The organism is Vibrio sp. 1401 (assembly GCF_033340295.1).
Genome location: NZ_JAWOWF010000003.1, coordinates 151,868 through 167,833, shown reverse-complemented (window position 1 = coordinate 167,833; position 15,966 = coordinate 151,868). Strand labels below are relative to the sequence as shown.

General features: G+C 43.9%; 18 protein-coding genes. 3 read left to right on the top strand and 15 right to left on the bottom strand.

Going from position 1 to position 15,966, the window contains the following annotated elements; all coding sequences use genetic code 11:
- The first annotated feature begins 456 nt into the window (after nt 1-456).
- Nucleotides 457-1,923 carry a sodium-dependent transporter gene (locus R7Z77_RS03050; RefSeq protein ID WP_005372966.1) on the top strand — a complete coding sequence of 489 codons (1,467 nt, stop codon included), beginning with the start codon at nt 457-459 and terminating at the stop codon, nt 1,921-1,923.
- Nucleotides 1,920-2,015 carry a MetS family NSS transporter small subunit gene (locus tag R7Z77_RS03045; protein ID WP_005372963.1) on the top strand — a complete coding sequence of 32 codons (96 nt, stop codon included), beginning with the start codon at nt 1,920-1,922 and terminating at the stop codon, nt 2,013-2,015. Before R7Z77_RS03050 ends, R7Z77_RS03045 begins: the two co-directional genes overlap by 4 nt.
- Before the next feature lie 68 nt (nt 2,016-2,083).
- Here the strand turns inward: R7Z77_RS03045 and R7Z77_RS03040 are convergent, their stop codons facing one another.
- The 15 genes from R7Z77_RS03040 to yceD all read right to left on the bottom strand — a co-directional run bounded on the left by R7Z77_RS03040 (nt 2,084) and on the right by yceD (nt 15,232).
- Nucleotides 2,084-2,485, bottom strand: coding sequence for a hypothetical protein (locus R7Z77_RS03040; protein ID WP_005372960.1), 402 nt, complete (start codon nt 2,483-2,485; stop codon nt 2,084-2,086).
- Between the two features lie 212 nt (nt 2,486-2,697).
- Nucleotides 2,698-4,128, bottom strand: coding sequence for a PTS glucose transporter subunit IIBC (ptsG, locus tag R7Z77_RS03035; RefSeq protein WP_005372959.1), 1,431 nt, complete (start codon nt 4,126-4,128; stop codon nt 2,698-2,700).
- 444 nt (nt 4,129-4,572) lie between these two features.
- Nucleotides 4,573-5,340: a TatD family hydrolase gene (locus tag R7Z77_RS03030; protein WP_005372957.1), complete on the bottom strand. Its 768-nt coding sequence runs from the start codon at nt 5,338-5,340 to the stop codon at nt 4,573-4,575.
- Nucleotides 5,331-6,293: a DNA polymerase III subunit delta' gene (locus R7Z77_RS03025; protein WP_054729226.1), complete on the bottom strand. Its 963-nt coding sequence runs from the start codon at nt 6,291-6,293 to the stop codon at nt 5,331-5,333. The genes R7Z77_RS03030 and R7Z77_RS03025 overlap by 10 nt, the downstream gene beginning before the upstream one ends.
- Nucleotides 6,294-6,317: 24 nt before the next feature.
- On the bottom strand, nt 6,318-6,950 hold the full coding sequence (gene tmk / locus R7Z77_RS03020) for a dTMP kinase (protein WP_005387350.1): 633 nt from the start codon (nt 6,948-6,950) through the stop codon (nt 6,318-6,320).
- The gene (gene mltG / locus R7Z77_RS03015; RefSeq protein ID WP_005372950.1) at nt 6,947-7,963 is read right to left on the bottom strand and encodes an endolytic transglycosylase MltG; all 1,017 of its coding nucleotides are present in this window, start codon (nt 7,961-7,963) and stop codon (nt 6,947-6,949) included. Before mltG ends, tmk begins: the two co-directional genes overlap by 4 nt.
- Entirely contained in the window at nt 7,960-8,775 is an 816-nt protein-coding gene (gene pabC / locus R7Z77_RS03010) for an aminodeoxychorismate lyase (RefSeq protein ID WP_213896223.1), read from the bottom strand. Before pabC ends, mltG begins: the two co-directional genes overlap by 4 nt.
- A 107-nt stretch (nt 8,776-8,882) precedes the next feature.
- A complete protein-coding gene (fabF, locus tag R7Z77_RS03005) occupies nt 8,883-10,133 on the bottom strand; it encodes a beta-ketoacyl-ACP synthase II (RefSeq protein WP_017821387.1) in 1,251 nt (416 codons plus the stop codon).
- Between the two features lie 93 nt (nt 10,134-10,226).
- Entirely contained in the window at nt 10,227-10,460 is a 234-nt protein-coding gene (gene acpP / locus R7Z77_RS03000; protein WP_004406112.1) for an acyl carrier protein, read from the bottom strand.
- Nucleotides 10,461-10,706: 246 nt separating this feature from the next.
- Nucleotides 10,707-11,441: a 3-oxoacyl-ACP reductase FabG gene (gene fabG, locus R7Z77_RS02995; protein ID WP_031781117.1), complete on the bottom strand. Its 735-nt coding sequence runs from the start codon at nt 11,439-11,441 to the stop codon at nt 10,707-10,709.
- Nucleotides 11,442-11,486: 45 nt separating this feature from the next.
- Nucleotides 11,487-12,410 carry an ACP S-malonyltransferase gene (fabD, locus tag R7Z77_RS02990; RefSeq protein ID WP_005387313.1) on the bottom strand — a complete coding sequence of 308 codons (924 nt, stop codon included), beginning with the start codon at nt 12,408-12,410 and terminating at the stop codon, nt 11,487-11,489.
- 75 nt (nt 12,411-12,485) lie between these two features.
- Nucleotides 12,486-13,436 (bottom strand): beta-ketoacyl-ACP synthase III, encoded by a 951-nt coding sequence (locus R7Z77_RS02985; RefSeq protein ID WP_017821385.1) that lies wholly within the window; start codon nt 13,434-13,436, stop codon nt 12,486-12,488.
- A 5-nt stretch (nt 13,437-13,441) separates the two neighbouring features.
- Nucleotides 13,442-14,467: a phosphate acyltransferase PlsX gene (plsX, locus tag R7Z77_RS02980; RefSeq protein ID WP_017633846.1), complete on the bottom strand. Its 1,026-nt coding sequence runs from the start codon at nt 14,465-14,467 to the stop codon at nt 13,442-13,444.
- A gap of 10 nt (nt 14,468-14,477) precedes the next feature.
- Nucleotides 14,478-14,648, bottom strand: a complete 171-nt coding sequence (gene rpmF / locus R7Z77_RS02975; RefSeq protein WP_005396978.1) for a 50S ribosomal protein L32 — start codon at nt 14,646-14,648, stop codon at nt 14,478-14,480.
- Between the two features lie 59 nt (nt 14,649-14,707).
- The gene (yceD, locus tag R7Z77_RS02970; RefSeq protein ID WP_005387307.1) at nt 14,708-15,232 is read right to left on the bottom strand and encodes a 23S rRNA accumulation protein YceD; all 525 of its coding nucleotides are present in this window, start codon (nt 15,230-15,232) and stop codon (nt 14,708-14,710) included.
- 149 nt (nt 15,233-15,381) lie between these two features.
- Between yceD and R7Z77_RS02965 the strand changes: the two genes are divergently transcribed.
- On the top strand, nt 15,382-15,963 hold the full coding sequence (locus R7Z77_RS02965) for a Maf family protein (protein ID WP_053349621.1): 582 nt from the start codon (nt 15,382-15,384) through the stop codon (nt 15,961-15,963).
- The last annotated feature ends 3 nt before the right edge of the window (nt 15,964-15,966 follow it).

The window sequence follows — 15,966 nt, the reverse complement described above, 5'->3', positions numbered from 1 at the left end:
CATCTAGATAGGTGCACAAAAGATAGCCGTACGCCCTAATTCATCAAAATAGTCTTAAACACCAAAGCAATTACTAGATCCCAGTTATTTATTCCAGACAAACAACCAACCAACCACACAAAACCACAATCAAACTCAAATTTAACAAGATTAAAACCAGACAACGCATCTGAATTAACATTTAGATTCTATTGCGCTAAGTATTATTAGAAGTTAGTCTGATCAGTGAAAACAGATAAATATTTCAGTTTTATCAAACACACATCAATTTTTTAAGATTAATAATCTACTTTCTCTTACAGTAGCCAGAATATAGCTCTATAAAATTATAAGAAGTTAGAATTAAGGATAGAAAAGCTGATGGATAACAGCGGCCCTTTCTTCCAACTGTTTGCGCAATTATTACTGTGTTACGTAGAGAGCTTCATTCCTCAGGGAGTCTTATAGGAGTCAAATATGAAGCGAGAACAATGGGGATCCCGGGCGGGATTCATCTTAGCAGCAGTTGGGTCTGCTATCGGTTTGGGAAACATTTGGCGTTTCCCATACATGGCCTATGAAAACGGTGGCGGCGCATTTTTTATTCCTTACATTTTTGCCATGATCACTGCCGGTATTCCATTTATGATCCTTGAGTTCAGTATGGGACAAAAATACCGAGGCTCGGCACCAAAAACACTTGCGAAAATTCATTCTAAATTTGAATGGCTTGGCTGGTTCCAAGTTGGTGTGGCTGCAGTTATTGCCGTTTACTATGTGGCTGTTATCGGTTGGTCGATTTCTTACTTTGGGTTGTCGTTCACTCAAGGTTGGGGAACCGATACCAACGCATTTTTCTTTAGTGAATACCTAAAGCTAGGTGACAACTCACCAACAGACTTAGGCAGTATTCAATGGAAGATTGCTTTATCCATGGTAATTGCTTGGGCAATTACTTACACCGCCATTGCCAAAGGCGTGAAATCAGGAATTGAACGAGCATCTAAAATTATGATGCCAATCCTATTCTTGATGGTGATTTTCTTAATCGGACGTATGATTTTCTTGCCAGGAGCTCTAGATGGCGTGAACTACATGTTCGAACCCGATTTCAGCAAAATTTGGGATGTGAAAGTATGGGCAGCGGCATATGGTCAGATCTTTTTTACGCTAAGTATCGGCTTCGCCATCATGCTAGCTTACTCTAGCTACCTACCAGAAAAGTCAGACATAACGAATAACGCGTTTATGACCGTGTTGATCAACTGTGGCTTCTCGATCCTAGCCGGCATCATGATCTTCTCAGTATTGGGTTACATGGCTCAAGAGCAAGGTAAGCCGTTAACAGAGGTGGTATCTGCAGGCGTTGGCTTGGCTTTTGTTACTTTACCTGCGGCAATTAACCTACTACCTGCCCCATATATTCTTGGTCCACTGTTCTTCTTTGCACTGGTGGTTGCTGGTCTAAGTTCGCATATTTCAATTATGGAAGCCGTAACTTCAGCCATTATCGACAAGCTGAAGTGGAGCCGTAAAAAAGCTGCAAATGTTGTGATTGGTATTGGCTTCGTTGTCTCTATGGCGTTTGCTACCAATGGCGGTCTGCTGCTACTCGATCTAGTAGACCACTTTGCAAACAACGTTGGCATCATGGTTGGTGGTCTGGTTGAGATTGTCTTGATGGCGTGGCTATTGAAGCGCGTGCCAGAAGTACGTAATTACGTTAACGAGCGCTCTGATTTCTCTGTTGGTCAATGGTTCGAGATCTGCTTACGCTTCGTTACACCAATCATGCTCGCCATTATCTTAGCGACCAAGCTATACGCCCTAATTACTGAAGGCTACGGTGGCTATGATCTAACTTTAGGCTGGGCACTTATCGCCGCACTCTTTATCTTTGGTCTAGTGATCAACGCAGTGAACCGCAAGGAGACAGCAAAATGACAATCAGCGCAATTATTATGATGGTTATTGGTTTAGGTATCACTTGGGGCGGCGCTGCCGTTTGCATCAAGCGAGCCATGGATAAACAATAGAACGTTAAGTTCCATATAAAAAAACGCCGGTAGTTACCGGCGTTTTTTGTACATACATTAGTTCAATTCTAGAAACTGTACTTGATGCCAACGGCGCCGCCAAGTTGCAAGTCAGCACCTTTGTAAAGATCTAGCTCTGGGTGTATTTGACCATAAAGGTCCCAGCCGCGTGATAAATCCCAGTTCACACCAAGTGGTACTCTCACACCAAACTCGTCATCCCATTCATACCAGCCACCAACGCCGACATACCAAGTCACAGGCATGTTTTGATCGAATGTTCCACGCTTAGCGATGTAATCAAACGCCATACCATCGTTTCCGATAATGCCACGATATTTGTTATCTAACTCTACAACAACACTTAATTGTTGATCGACAGCCATACCAACTGATAGATCCGTTGGTTCGCTTGCCGCCATTGCCGTACTAGAAACTAGTCCCAAAACTAAAATGAATTTGTTCTTCATACACGTTATCAATTATTCAAAAAAACATTATTCGCTATTCAAACATAATGGCATATCAATATGTCAACGATGGGTAAGCTCGATGTATGAAAAAGCTGACAAAAGTAAAGATGAGTTTAGGATCACACTAAAAAGGAACTGTCAGTTAATAAAATAGGAACTAAAAAAGGAGGCCGAAGCCTCCTTTTATGCATTACTATGAATGACTGCGATTAACCGTGGTTACGAATCCACTCATCCATTTCAGTTTTTAGGTTATCAGACTTAGTACCGAAGATAGCCTGTACACCACCAGCTACAACTACAACACCAGCAGCGCCTAGTTGTTTTAGCTTGTCTTGGTCAACAGCTGCTGTATCTGCAACTGCTACACGTAGACGTGTGATACATGCATCTAGACCAGTAATGTTAGCTTTACCGCCAAACGCTGCAACCAGTTCACCGCCCATATCAGAGCCAGAAGTTACAGCTGCACTTTCCGTTTCATCTTCACGGCCAGGTGTTTTTAGGTCAAGCGCTGTGATTACACCACGGAACACTACGTAGTAAATTACTGCGTAAACTAGACCAACGGCAATCATTAGCACCATCTTCTGAGCGTTACCAGATAGAACTAGGAAGTCGATCAGACCGTGAGAGAAAGAAGTACCGTGTACAAAGCCTAGAGTGTTCGAAACGATGTATGCAGAACCAGCTAGTAGAGCGTGGATACCGTATAGTAGTGGAGCAACGAATAGGAATGAGAATTCGATTGGCTCAGTAATACCAGTTAGGAATGAAGTCAGTGCAGCTGACGCCATGATACCCATTACTTTTGCACGGTTTTCTGGTTTAGCACAATGAGCAATTGCGATTGCTGCAGCTGGTAGACCGAACATCTTGAACATGTAACCACCCGCTAGCTGACCGAAGCCATTACCAGCAGCACGAGATGCTTCATCAGCAACTAGGTAACAAGTTAGTACACCATTTTGAGCTTCACCGGCAGCGTTAACACAAGAACCTGCTTCGAAGAAGAACGGTACGTTCCATACGTGGTGTAGACCGAATGGGATTAGAGAACGCTCAACAACACCGTAGATACCGAATGCTAGCTGTGGGTTTTGGTGTGCAGCCCAATCAGAGAATGCAGAAATTGCACCGCCAATTGGTGGCCAGATAACAGAAAGGATAACACCTAGGATGATCGCAGCAAAACCAGTGATGATTGGCACTGCGCGCTTACCAGCGAAGAAGCCAAGGTACTCTGGAAGTTGGATTTTGAAGAAACGGTTGAATGCCCAAGCAGCCACACCACCGACAAGGATACCACCTAGTACACCTGTATCGATTTTCTCAACACCCATAACGCCCGCCATTACACCTAGCGTTGCCGTCATGATGCCGTAACCAACGATAGCTGCAAGACCTGCAACACCGTCGTTGTTAGTGAAGCCTAGAGCTACACCTACTGCAAATAGAAGTGCCATTTGGCCGAATACTGAACCACCAGCTTGTTCCATAAGATTAGAAACGATCTCTGGAATAAAGCTTAGATGGGCAGCACCCACACCTAATAAAATACCTGCAACTGGTAAAACTGATACTGGAAGCATCAGAGCCTTACCAACTTTTTGCAGGTTAGCAAAAAGGTTCTTAAACATGTTTATGCTCCTGATAAATTTATAAGTATTATTTGGGCACTAACGGCACACCCCCGTAGCCTAAAGGTTAGCACCCAATGAAAATGTAACCACAACTGCATTATATTTTCCGGCTCTAAATATATATTGATGACCCTCAAACTTTCCACACAGTTACGAAATTTAGTTTCAAAACAAGTCTTGGATCACACCCAAAAACAGCCGATGAAAAGGTTTGCATTGCACTTATGTTACTGTTTTACAAGGAATTAATTATTTATATAATTAATTTTAAGGCGTAAATAAAATACGCCTCAATGTTATTTTTAGTAACAAAATTACATTTGTGATTTTTGAATGTTATTAAATCAACATTTTTAGTAAACATTAAACTCGTGAGCGTATCTGTTGTTTTTATCAACAAAAAAGGAGCCTAAGCTCCTTTTTTATGCTCTTATTATTTTTTCATCGCAAAAAAAGATTTCGGAAGTTTTCGGTGGTTTTTTGTGCCACTTCAGAAAGAGAGCACGATTTGAGTTGCGCAATATAAGAAGCGACTTCGACAACGTAAGCGGGTTGATTCTCTTTGCCACGATGAGGGACAGGAGCCAAGTAAGGAGAATCTGTCTCAATAAGAAGCTTCTCTAAAGGTAGAGTCTTCACCACTTCTTTTAACTCTGTAGCTTGACGGAAAGTAACAATCCCCGAGATAGAAATATAAAACCCCAGCTCCAGTGCAGCTTCAGCAAATGGAAGATCTTCTGTAAAACAGTGGATAACACCACCACATTTCTCTGCCCCACCCTTACGCAAAATATCAAGAGTATCCGCACGTGCGTTTCTGGTATGGATAATTAAAGGTTTGTTGAGCTCCACTGCAAGATCAACGTGTTGCTCAAAGCGCTCTTTCTGTAACGCGGCCGTTTCGGGCTTGTAATGATAATCTAAACCCGTTTCGCCAATAGCGACGACTTTTGCATTCGACGCATGGTGGCGCAATACGTCCATCGAAAAGTCGCTTTCAACATCAAGTGGATGCACACCGCACGAAGCATAAACATTGTCATAAGGCTCGATCATTTCCATCATTTTCGGGAAAGAATCCAGCGTTACTCCAACAGAAAGTAGCTCAGTTACGTTTGCTTGTTTAGCTTTGTTAATAACGTCTTCCACATTGATGTGGAGATCGTCGTAATTCAATTTGTCTAAATGACAATGAGAATCTACGAACATAATGCCTCTCGTGATTCAATTAACCAATTCATTGATAGTAGCTCAAGGTTCAGGCCAGGAAAGGCTTGCACCTGAGCTTTCAGGTTCATCAGCGCCTTCGCTGATGAGTACAAACCGTTATAGTTGTCCGGTTGAAACTTTGTCGCGCCCGGAAGCATTTGAGCTTCTGATACACCAAACTGCGCTTTCTGAGCATCTGTCAGTAAATACCATGCCCAGTCTAGTGATTGCTCTGAGTGTTTAGCGATTAAAGAAGCACACTCAGAAACGTCTGAAACAGGCGAAGACATTGCCTTAATAAAACTGCGTTCAAAAGCCAAGTAAGCTTCGAGCTCACCATTATTTAACGCATCCAATGTTTTTATTGGAGAGCCCATATTCAGTTTTAAGGCATAAGCAGGAACTTGCTTCGCCCCTTGTTCGTGCATCCATTGCATCGCTTGTTCCGCTGACGGAGGCGCAACAACCCAGTGTTGGCAACGGCTACGAATCGTTGGGAGCAGACGCTCCTGATTGTGGGTAACGAGCAAAAACAAGCACTTTGCCCCAGGCTCTTCTAGCGTCTTTAACAGCGCATTCGATGCCGACTCGTTCATAGAGTCCGCCGGTTCTATTACAAATAGGCGGTAACCATTAAGCTGAGATGATTCCTGAGCAAGACGGTTACAAGCGCGAATTTGGTCCACCGTTATCGCCTTTCCTTCTTTCTCTGGCTTGATCCAGTGTAAATCAGGGTGGTTTTGAGATTGATTTAGCTGGCAGCTATGACAAAAACCGCATGCTTCACTCGCGTAATTTTGGCAAAGAAGTGCTTGGCTAAAAAACTCGATAAGTTTTTCGATGCCCAAGCCCTGCTCGCTTTGTAATAAAAGCGCACCTGGTATTCTGTCCGACTCTAACCCTACTTTGAGGTTATCCCATATTGGCTGTAGCCATGGATAATCATTTAACATGAGTCACCTAAATTTACGTTTCACTTATTGACGAGCTAGCCACTCGTTTAGAGCGTCCCGAATATCACGCGACACGCCTTCAATCGTCTGTTCTGCGTTAATGATAACGATGGAAGGATCGGCATGAGCAATCTCCAAATAACGCTCACGTGTACGCTCGAAGAAACTAATATCCATCTTCTCTATACGATCTAACTCACCACGCCCACGTGCACGCTCAAGCCCAACACGAGGGTCAATATCCATATAGAGAGTGAGAGCAGGTTTAAAATCACCAAGCGTTGTATCTCGGAGATTTTTCATTAACGATGCGTCAATCTGACGGCCACCACCTTGATAAGCTTGCGACGACATATCGTGTCGGTCACCAACCACCCACTGACCGTTTTCCAAAGCTGGTTTGATCACGTTCTCAACCAACTGAACACGTGCAGCGTACAGAAGAAGCAACTCCGTCATGTCCTTAAGTTCTTCGCCTTCGTGCTCTTCTTTCACCAGAGCGCGCATTTTTTCTGCTAGCGGTGTTCCTCCTGGCTCACGGGTATTTACGATATCCTCAATACCGGCCGCTTTTAGCGTATCTAAAACGGTTTTAATCGCAGTGCTTTTACCCGCGCCTTCTAGGCCTTCAACGACAATAAAGTTTGCTTTCATCATTTGTTCTTTCTTAGTTCTCTTAAATAGGCACGAACAGCACGGTTGTGCTCAGCAAGGGATTTCGAAAATACATGTCCGCCCTTTCCACTTGCTACAAAATATAAATAGTTGCTGCTTTCTGGATTCAAAGCCGCTTCAATGGAAGCTTCACCAGCCATCGCAATCGGTGTTGGTGGCAAACCATTGATGGTATAAGTGTTATATGGTGTCGGCGTACGCAAATCTTTCTTACGAATATTGCCATCGTATGCATCACCCATACCATAAATAACTGTCGGATCAGTTTGTAACCGCATGCGTTTGTTCAATCGGTTGATAAACACAGAAGCGACGCGCTCACGCTCAGAATCAATAGCCGTCTCTTTCTCGATGATAGACGCGAGAATCAAGGCTTCGTATTTGTCCTGTAATGGCAGCTTTTCTTGACGAGCTTCCCAGCTAGCGTCCAGTATTTTATTGAGTTTTCGATGCGCTCGTTTTAATAACTGGCTTTCACTCGCACCCGCTGTGTAATGGTAGGTTTCTGCTAAAAACAACCCTTCTAGCTTTTCTCTCTCAATTCCGAGCTTCGCAGCCATTTCTTTTTCTGAAAGATCGGTTAAATCATGCTTTAAATAAGGAGCACTTTTTAGTTGATCTACCCATTCAGAAAAGCGGCTGCCTTCAACAAAAGTGATCGCAAACTGGTATTCTTTTCCAGTATTCAGATGCTCCAATGTTTGCGAAAGCGACATACCAGGCTCAAGTTGGTAAGTACCCGCTCGCACTTGCAACAATTCTGGATATAAGTGAGGAATTAAACGGATGTACTCCGATGTCTCAATCACCTCATCTTCAACTAAGGCGCGCATGACATGATGAAAGCTTGTACCACTTTCTACAGTAAACAGCTGAGGTTGTTCCAATAGAATAGGCTTTTCAACGTATTGTTTAGCCTGTGAAATTATATAAAAAACAGCTGCTGCGCCTATCACTGCGATCAGCACAACAAAAGCCAACAGTTTTTTAATCACGTAGTTAAATTCCCTTGCAGTCGTTGAGTCAATTTTCCTATCGGAAATATAGTCTTAGAGTTCGATGTCACTATGCTGCGAATAGGTGCGACACCTAATATTGAGTTACACATGAAAGCCTCATCAGCACTCAGAAAATCTGGAAGTATAAAACGCCCCTCGATGACTTCAATATGACTTACTTTAAGTAACTCAAGCACCTTACGACGCATTACGCCCGTAACGCCTGATAAGGTCAGCTCCGGCGTAAATACTTTATTACCTTTAACCCAAAAAAGGTTGGCCATTGTAGTTTCAATGACATGGTTTTGCACATTTAACGTTATTGCATCTGCAAACTCTGTATTGTCGATTTCAGCCTTGGCGAGAATCTGCTCTAAACGGTTGTTGTGCTTATGTCCCGCAAGTAAAGGTTGAATCCCTAGACGAGTATTACAAACGCCCAAGTCCACACCTTGTTCTTGCCAAGATGAATAATGAGAAGGAAACGCAAAATTGGAAATCGTCACGATAGGGCCTTTAATCCCATTAGGGCTATACCCTCGCCCGCCAATACCGCGGCTAACGTGAATCTTCACCCCCGCTCGTGCGTCAGATAAAACCGCTTTGCTTGCCCAATCATGCACAACTTTCCAGTCAGGTGAAGAGATCTTCAAAGCGTCAAGGCAAGCACTCATGCGCTCAGTATGTTCTTGCCAGTAAACCAACTCTCCATTTTGGGTCAGGATGGTGGTAAAGCCTCCATCACCGTATTGGAATGAGCGATCACCTAGCTCTACATGCGTTTGCGGAACTCCATTTACCCAAAACATTCACGTACCTTCAAATTAGCAGACAACAAATAAAACAAAACGGCTCAATGCTAAGCATCGAGCCGTTAGAATACAAGTTTCGCTTATCTAAATAAGGTTAGATAGTGTTACTCAGCGAACTTCTTGAAGATCAAAGAACCGTTTGTACCACCAAAGCCAAACGAGTTACAGATAGCGTACTCCATACCTTCAACTTTGCGCGCTGTATGCGGCACAAGGTCGATGTCTAGGCCTTCTTCTGGTTCATCAAGGTTAATGGTTGGCGGAACAATTTGGTCAACCAAAGACATAACCGTGATAATTGCTTCAACAGAGCCAGCAGCACCTAATAGGTGACCCGTCATCGACTTAGTTGAAGACACGAGAACTTGCTTCGCACCTTCTTCACCAAGAGCACGTTTCACGCCCTTGATTTCTGCAACATCACCAGCAGGAGTAGAAGTACCGTGAGCATTCACATAACCTACTTGAGTACCTGTGATGTTAGCGTCACGCATCGCCGCTTCCATCGCAAGTGCACCACCAGAGCCATCTTCGCTTGGAGATGTCATGTGGTAAGCATCACCAGACATACCAAAACCAACCAGTTCTGCGTAAATCTTCGCGCCACGTGCTTTTGCGTGTTCGTACTCTTCAAGCACCATCATGCCAGCACCATCACCTAGAACAAAACCATCACGGCCTTTATCCCATGGGCGAGATGCTTTTTGAGGCTCTTCATTACGAGTAGATAGCGCTTTAGCTGCACCGAAGCCAGCCATGCCAAGAGGCGTAGAAGCTTTTTCTGCACCACCAGCAACCATCGCATCTGCATCGCCGTAGGCAATCATACGTGCTGCATGGCCAATATTATGCAGGCCAGTAGTACATGCGGTAGAAATCGCGATATTTGGACCACGAAGACCACGCATGATAGATAGGTTACCTGCAACCATGTTTACAATGGTCGAAGGAACAAAAAATGGGCTAACTTTGCGAGGGCCTTTGTCTACTAATGCAGTATGGCCAGTTTCGATAAGGTCAAGACCGCCAATGCCTGAGCCGATAGCAACACCAACTCGAGCCGCATTTTCTTCGGTAATTTGTAAGCCAGAGTTATCAAGAGCTTGAATACCCGCTGCAATGCCGTACTGGATGAAAAGGTCCATCTTACGAGCATCTTTTTTAGACATGTACTCTGTGCAATCGAAATCTTTAACAAGACCTGCAAAACGAGTTGAGAAGTTCGTAGTATCAAAGTGCTCGATATTTACGATACCACTTTGACCTTCTAGCAGGGCTTTCCAAGATGATTCTACTGTGTTGCCTACCGGTGACAACATACCCATGCCAGTGACAACTACACGACGCTTGGACACGATATAATTCTCCGGGAATTGAATATTTCTATGAGAGGATAGAAGAAGTTAGAAAGAACACAGGCGGTCTAGGAGACCGCCTGGGAGAGCTAATTACTGAGCGCTGTTTACGTAGTCGATTGCAGCTTGAACAGTAGTGATCTTCTCAGCTTCTTCGTCAGGAATCTCAGTGTCGAATTCCTCTTCTAGAGCCATAACTAATTCTACAGTGTCTAGAGAATCAGCACCTAGATCGTCAACGAAAGAAGCTTCGTTTTTAACTTCTGCTTCGTCTACACCTAGCTGTTCAACAATGATTTTCTTTACGCGTTCTTCGATGTTGCTCATTTTTCTTTTCCTTTACAGATTTCGCCTAATGCGATGATTCCGTAGTTTATTCGAACTATTGAAAGTTGCAAGGGGGTCCTTGCTGGTCAAACCACAAAATTAGCGAATTTAACCGAATTTCAATACATTTTTGACTTAAATCATGCACAAATCTTGCGCATAAGCATGACAAGTTCATGACAGTTAACTGCAACTATAGGCTATTTTTCACAATGTAAAATAGCTTATTTTGCATAAACTGTCGCATTAAACCATGTACATACCACCATTTACATGCAAAGTTTCACCAGTAATGTACGCTGCTTCAGGAGAAGCAAGGAAAACTACTGCTGATGCAATTTCACGTGGGTCACCTAAACGACCTGCTGGCACGTTCGACAAAGTTGCCGCACGTTGGTCATCATTTAGTGCCTTAGTCATGTCAGTTTCGATGAAACCAGGAGCAACAGTATTCACTGTTACACCACGAGACGCAACTTCACGAGCCATTGATTTAGTAAAACCAATCACGCCCGCTTTCGCTGCTGCGTAGTTAGTTTGACCTGCGTTACCCATGGTACCAACAACAGAGCCTACGTTGATGATACGACCCGCACGTTTTTTCATCATGCCGCGTAAAACCGCTTTAGACATGCGGTAGATTGGCGTTAGGTTGGTATCGATGATGTCGTTCCACTCATCATCTTTCATGCGCATCAATAGGTTGTCACGAGTAATACCAGCGTTATTCACCAGAATATCGATCACACCAAATTCTTCGTTGATCGTTTTTAATGTCGCTTCGATAGACTCGACATCAGTCACGTTAAGCGCTAAGCCTTTACCGTTATCACCAAGATACTCGCTGATAGCAGCCGCACCACTTTCAGAAGTAGCAGTACCGATAACCGTAGCACCTCGCTCGACAAGAAGTTCCGCGATCGCGCGGCCAATACCACGGCTTGCGCCGGTAACTAGCGCGATCTTACCTTCTAGATTCATCATGTTGTGTTTCCTTTTCTTATCGCAAATTTATCGCTTGATGGATTACTTCGCAGCGTCTAGCGATGCGATATCATTCACTGCGGCTGCAGTTAGCGTTTTCACGATACGTTTTGTTAGACCTGTTAAAACTTTACCAGGACCAAGCTCAAGAAGATTTTCTACGCCTTGTTCGTGCATCAGTTCAACTGTCTCAGTCCAACGAACTGGGCTATGTAGCTGACGAACAAGCGCATCTTTGATTTTTGCAGGATCTGTCTCAGCAACCACATCAACGTTGTTGATAACTGGCAGCTGTGGTGAGTTAAATTCGATAGACTCGAGAGCTACAGCAAGTTTTTCCGCTGCTGGCTTCATAAGTGCACAGTGTGAAGGTACTGAAACAGGAAGAGGAAGCGCACGCTTCGCACCAGCTTCTTTACATAGCGCACCAGCTCGCTCTACTGCGTCTTTGCTACCAGCGATAACGACTTGACCAGGCGAGTTAAAGTTTACTGGAGAGACCACTTCGCCTTGCGCTGCGTCTTCACACGCTTTTGCAATCGCATCATCAGCCAAACCGATAATCGCGTACATTGCGCCAGTACCAGCTGGTACTGCTTCTTGCATAAGTTGACCACGTAATTCAACCAGCTTGATGGCTTCTTTAAAGTCAATAACACCCGCACATACAAGTGCTGAGTACTCACCTAGGCTGTGACCGGCTAGGTTTGCTGGTTGCTCTAAGCCAAGTTCCTGCCATACACGCCAGATTGCAACAGATGAAGCTAGCAAAGCTGGTTGAGTACGGAAAGTCTCGTTTAAATCTTCTGCAGGTCCATTTTGAACAAGCGCCCATAGATCGTAACCTAGTGCGTCAGATGCTTCTGCAAATGTTTGTTTTACTACGTCATATTGTTCGCCTAGTTCTGCAAGCATACCTACAGCTTGAGAACCTTGACCTGGAAATACGATAGCAAACTTGCTCATGTTGTTTTCCTTTAAGCAAAGTAAAAAGAAATAAGATGCACCAAGTGCACCTTAAATTTTGAATTCTTGTGAAACTTAGAACTTCACAAGGGCCGAGCCCCAAGTGAATCCGCCGCCAAACGCTTCAAGAAGCAGAGTTTGACCGCGTTTAATACGACCATCACGTACCGCTTCATCTAGTGCTGTTGGCACCGTCGCAGCTGATGTGTTGCCGTGTTTATCAAGTGTAATCACGACTTGGTCTAGTGACATCGAAAGTTTCTTCGCTGTCGCTGAAATAATGCGGTAGTTCGCTTGGTGCGGCACTAGCCAGTCTAGTTCAGACTTATGCATGTTGTTGGCTTCAAGCGTATCTTTTACTAGTTTCGATAGCTGAGTGACAGCGACTTTGAATACTTCGTTCCCAGCCATATGAAGCCATTTATCCGCATCTTGCCCCCGCACAGGTACAGGTAGGCTTAGAAGCTCTCCGAATTGACCATCCGAGTATATGTGGGTAGAGATAATGCCAGGCTCTTGGCTAGCGCCTACGACAACGGCTCCGGCACCATCACCAAATAGGATAATGGTTGAACGGTCTGTCGGATCACACGTTTTAGACAAAGCATCTGAACCAATCACAAGTACGTTTTTGCACATACCAGATTTGATATGTTGGTCTGCAACAGATAATGCGTACACAAAACCAGAACAAGCAGCGGCTAAGTCAAAAGCTGGACAACCTTTAATGCCAAGCTTTGCCTGCACCTGACACGCAGATGAAGGGAAAGTATGGCTACTGCTCGTTGTGGCTACGATAATCAGGTCGATATCGTTTTTATCAATACCCGCCATATCGATAGCGTTTTCAGCTGCGTAGAATGCCATGTCTGCTACAGTCTCGTTTTCTGCAGCAATTCGACGCTCTTTAATACCCGTGCGAGCAACGATCCACTCATCACTTGTATCTACCATTTTCTCTAGATCTGCGTTTGTACGCACCTGAGATGGCAGGTAGCTGCCAGTACCTAAAATTTTGCTATACATGAAGACTAATAATGCCTCTCGAGTAAAACCGCTTCCAAACGATCGCTAATACGGCTTGGTACTTGTCGTTTGACCTCGTGTACTGCCTCGCCAAGTGCATTGACAATCGCAGATACATCCGCACTTCCATGGCTTTTTATGACAATGCCGCGCAATCCTAGCAAACTTGCGCCGTTATACTGGTCGGGGTTCAGTGTTTTTAGTTCATTAAACAGCCTAGAAAACAACTTTCTAGCTATCCAACCCTTTATCGTTGATGCCATTATGCTGGTTTTAATTTTTTCGATAAAAAGTTGAGCTGTTCCCTCACTGGCTTTTAAGCATACGTTGCCGACAAATCCATCACAAACAATGACGTCAGCAACATCATGCAAAATTTGATTACCTTCAATATAACCGACAAAGTTAATCGCATCGGTCTGAGAAAGCATTTCTGCGCAACGTTTGACTAAATCGTTACCTTTAATCTCTTCTGCGCCAATATTGAGTACAGCAACGCGAGGAGGACGACCCAAGTGTTCTTCAGCTAATGCACTGCCCATTACAGCAAATTGGAACAAGCTATCAGCATCGCACGATACATTCGCCCCCAGATCTAGCATCCAAGTGCGCTTTCCGGTAATCGTCGGTAAAGCGGAAACTAAAGCAGGACGTTCAATGCCAGGAAGTAACTTAAGAATGAAACGCGATAGTGCCATTAATGCACCGGTGTTGCCACCACTAACACAAGCATCCGCTTTCTGCTCAGAAACCAAATCGATAGCCATACGCATAGAACTATTTTGGCTATTACGCAACGCCAATGAAGGTTTTTCTGAGTTCGAGATAACTTTCTCGCTGTGAAGAATAGTCAAGCGGGAACTGGTCGAGGTACCGAGTTGAGATAATTGAGACGTGATCAGAGATTGATCACCAATAAGAATCACTTTTAGCTCTGGGAAATGAGACAGTGCCTGCACGGCGGCAGGCACTGTTACGCGTGGACCGAAATCCCCGCCCATTGCATCAAGTGCAACGGTAATACTTTGCAAAGGTTCAACCTTACTTGTTGATAACCTTTTGACCACGGTAGTAACCTTCAGCAGTTACGTTGTGGCGTAGGTGAGTTTCACCAGAAGTCGCGTCTACAGATAGAGCAGCTGTAGTTAGCGCATCGTGTGAACGACGCATACCGCGCTTAGAACGAGTTTTACGGTTTTTCTGTACGGCCATTGACCCTACTCCTATACTATTGGGTTAAAAACCTGAAGAAGAATCGGCTACCACACCTATTACTTTTTCAGACTTTTCAAAACGTCGAATGGATTCGGTTTTTCTTCCTCAATTTCTTCAGGAATCTCACCAAAAACCATGTTATTTGAATCAACGCTACAATCCGCTTCATCGTGCATCGCAATTTGAGGTAATGCTAAGATGAACTCGTCTTCAACAAGTTGTATGAGGTCTAATTCACCATATTCATTTAGATCTACCAAATCATAAATTTCTGGTGCTTCCTGTTCTGTTTTCTCACCGTAGTAAGGAGTAGAAAGGAATTCAACTTCGCACTCATGTGCGAATACCTCATTACAACGCTGACACTCTAAATCGACTTCGATGTTAGCTTTACCAGAGATAACAACGAGTCGCTGTTCATCCATCCCAAATGACAATGAGACTTCTGCGTCGCGTTTTACGCCTTCAGTTGTTTCCACTAAGCGCTTGAAAAGACTAGCTTGGATGATGCCATCGTAATCCAATCGTTTCTGTGCAGCTTTAGCTGGGTCAACCGTTCGCGGTATTTTTACCTTTTGCATAGGGCGCGAATAATATCTTCCAAATCAAAATTAGTCAAAGAAAAAGGCAAAAAAGTTGTACTTTTTTGCGCTTAACATACAGAGCATTAGCCAGAATCATTTTTGATCGATTATCCTATTGGAAATGCTCCCACGAATTGTAATTCAAAATGAAAAATTACCAACTGGTTTTAGCCTCAACTTCCCCTTTTCGTAAACAACTGCTTGAAAAGCTCTCACTACCATTCGTTTGTTTATCACCTGATTGCGATGAAACACCTTTTGACCAAGAAACGCCAACTGAACTTGTGCAGAGACTGGCCCAAGAGAAAGCAATATCTTGCCAGACGGATAAAGCAAGTTTAGTTATCGGCAGTGACCAAGTTTGTGTCATTAATGGTGAAATCGTTGGCAAGCCTTTAAATAGAGATAACGCGATAAATCAACTTTTGGCTCAAAGTGGAAAAGTCATCACTTTCTATACTGGTCTTGCGGTACATAACACCGTGACAAACCATACAGAAGTCGGCTTTGATTCTTTCGAGGTGCACTTTAGAGATTTAACGCTTGAACAAATCGAACGCTACGTCGACAGGGAAGAACCTTTTTACTGCGCAGGCAGCTTTAAAAGCGAAGGCATGGGAATTTGCTTGTTTACGAAATTAGTCGGTAAAGACCCGAACACACTTGTCGGACTACCATTGATTGATTTGATTGATATGTTGAATGTTCAAGGACTCGATGTCCTTTAACCC

Excerpts from the sequence above, each read along its gene's own strand:
- R7Z77_RS03050 (WP_005372966.1), top strand. The coding sequence starts at position 457 with ATGAAGCGAGAACAATGGGGATCCCGGGCGGGATTCATCTTAGCAGCA.
- R7Z77_RS03045 (WP_005372963.1), top strand. The coding sequence starts at position 1,920 with ATGACAATCAGCGCAATTATTATGATGGTTATTGGTTTAGGTATCACT.
- R7Z77_RS03040 (WP_005372960.1), bottom strand. The coding sequence starts at position 2,485 with ATGAAGAACAAATTCATTTTAGTTTTGGGACTAGTTTCTAGTACGGCA.
- ptsG (WP_005372959.1), bottom strand. The coding sequence starts at position 4,128 with ATGTTTAAGAACCTTTTTGCTAACCTGCAAAAAGTTGGTAAGGCTCTG.
- R7Z77_RS03030 (WP_005372957.1), bottom strand. The coding sequence starts at position 5,340 with ATGTTCGTAGATTCTCATTGTCATTTAGACAAATTGAATTACGACGAT.
- R7Z77_RS03025 (WP_054729226.1), bottom strand. The coding sequence starts at position 6,293 with ATGTTAAATGATTATCCATGGCTACAGCCAATATGGGATAACCTCAAA.
- tmk (WP_005387350.1), bottom strand. The coding sequence starts at position 6,950 with ATGATGAAAGCAAACTTTATTGTCGTTGAAGGCCTAGAAGGCGCGGGT.
- pabC (WP_213896223.1), bottom strand. The coding sequence starts at position 8,775 with ATGTTTTGGGTAAATGGAGTTCCGCAAACGCATGTAGAGCTAGGTGAT.
- acpP (WP_004406112.1), bottom strand. The coding sequence starts at position 10,460 with ATGAGCAACATCGAAGAACGCGTAAAGAAAATCATTGTTGAACAGCTA.
- fabG (WP_031781117.1), bottom strand. The coding sequence starts at position 11,441 with ATGAATCTAGAAGGTAAGATCGCGCTAGTTACCGGCGCAAGCCGTGGT.
- fabD (WP_005387313.1), bottom strand. The coding sequence starts at position 12,410 with ATGAGCAAGTTTGCTATCGTATTTCCAGGTCAAGGTTCTCAAGCTGTA.
- R7Z77_RS02985 (WP_017821385.1), bottom strand. The coding sequence starts at position 13,436 with ATGTATAGCAAAATTTTAGGTACTGGCAGCTACCTGCCATCTCAGGTG.
- rpmF (WP_005396978.1), bottom strand. The coding sequence starts at position 14,648 with ATGGCCGTACAGAAAAACCGTAAAACTCGTTCTAAGCGCGGTATGCGT.
- yceD (WP_005387307.1), bottom strand. The coding sequence starts at position 15,232 with ATGCAAAAGGTAAAAATACCGCGAACGGTTGACCCAGCTAAAGCTGCA.
- R7Z77_RS02965 (WP_053349621.1), top strand. The coding sequence starts at position 15,382 with ATGAAAAATTACCAACTGGTTTTAGCCTCAACTTCCCCTTTTCGTAAA.